The 359-nt window shown below is 72.4% G+C and carries 1 pseudogene; it reads left to right on the forward strand.

Features of this window, described 5'->3' with window-relative positions:
- Nucleotides 1-359, forward strand: a pseudogene (locus tag HX774_RS19430) (hypothetical protein); the annotation flags it as partial.

Consider the following 359-nt stretch of genomic DNA (forward strand, 5'->3'; position numbering starts at 1 on the left):
TCGAGGACGGTCTGGCCGCCCTGTCGGCCGCGTCCAGAAGGGCTGCGGACGAGACCGAAGCCCTGGAATCCGGCTTCCAGGAGCGGGTTCGCCGCAACTATGAGATGCTGACCGAGGCCGTGCGCGTCATGGGCGTGGTTTCGGGGGACACCGCTGGCGGGCGCCGCCGCGAGCCCCTGCTGTCCGCCCCCGTCTCTGAAACGCCGCGCTACAAGGCGCGTCCCATCGAGCCGAAGCCGGAGCCGAAGCCCGCCGCCGAGCGCGCCCCCAAGCCAACCGAAGAACGCGGCTTTGGCCTGCGTGGTCGATTGCGGCTGGAGCCGACCGGCGACGACACCCCTCCCCCCGCCGCCCCAGTC

The organism is Brevundimonas sp. P7753 (assembly GCF_013386595.1).
GTDB lineage: Bacteria > Pseudomonadota > Alphaproteobacteria > Caulobacterales > Caulobacteraceae > Brevundimonas > Brevundimonas bullata.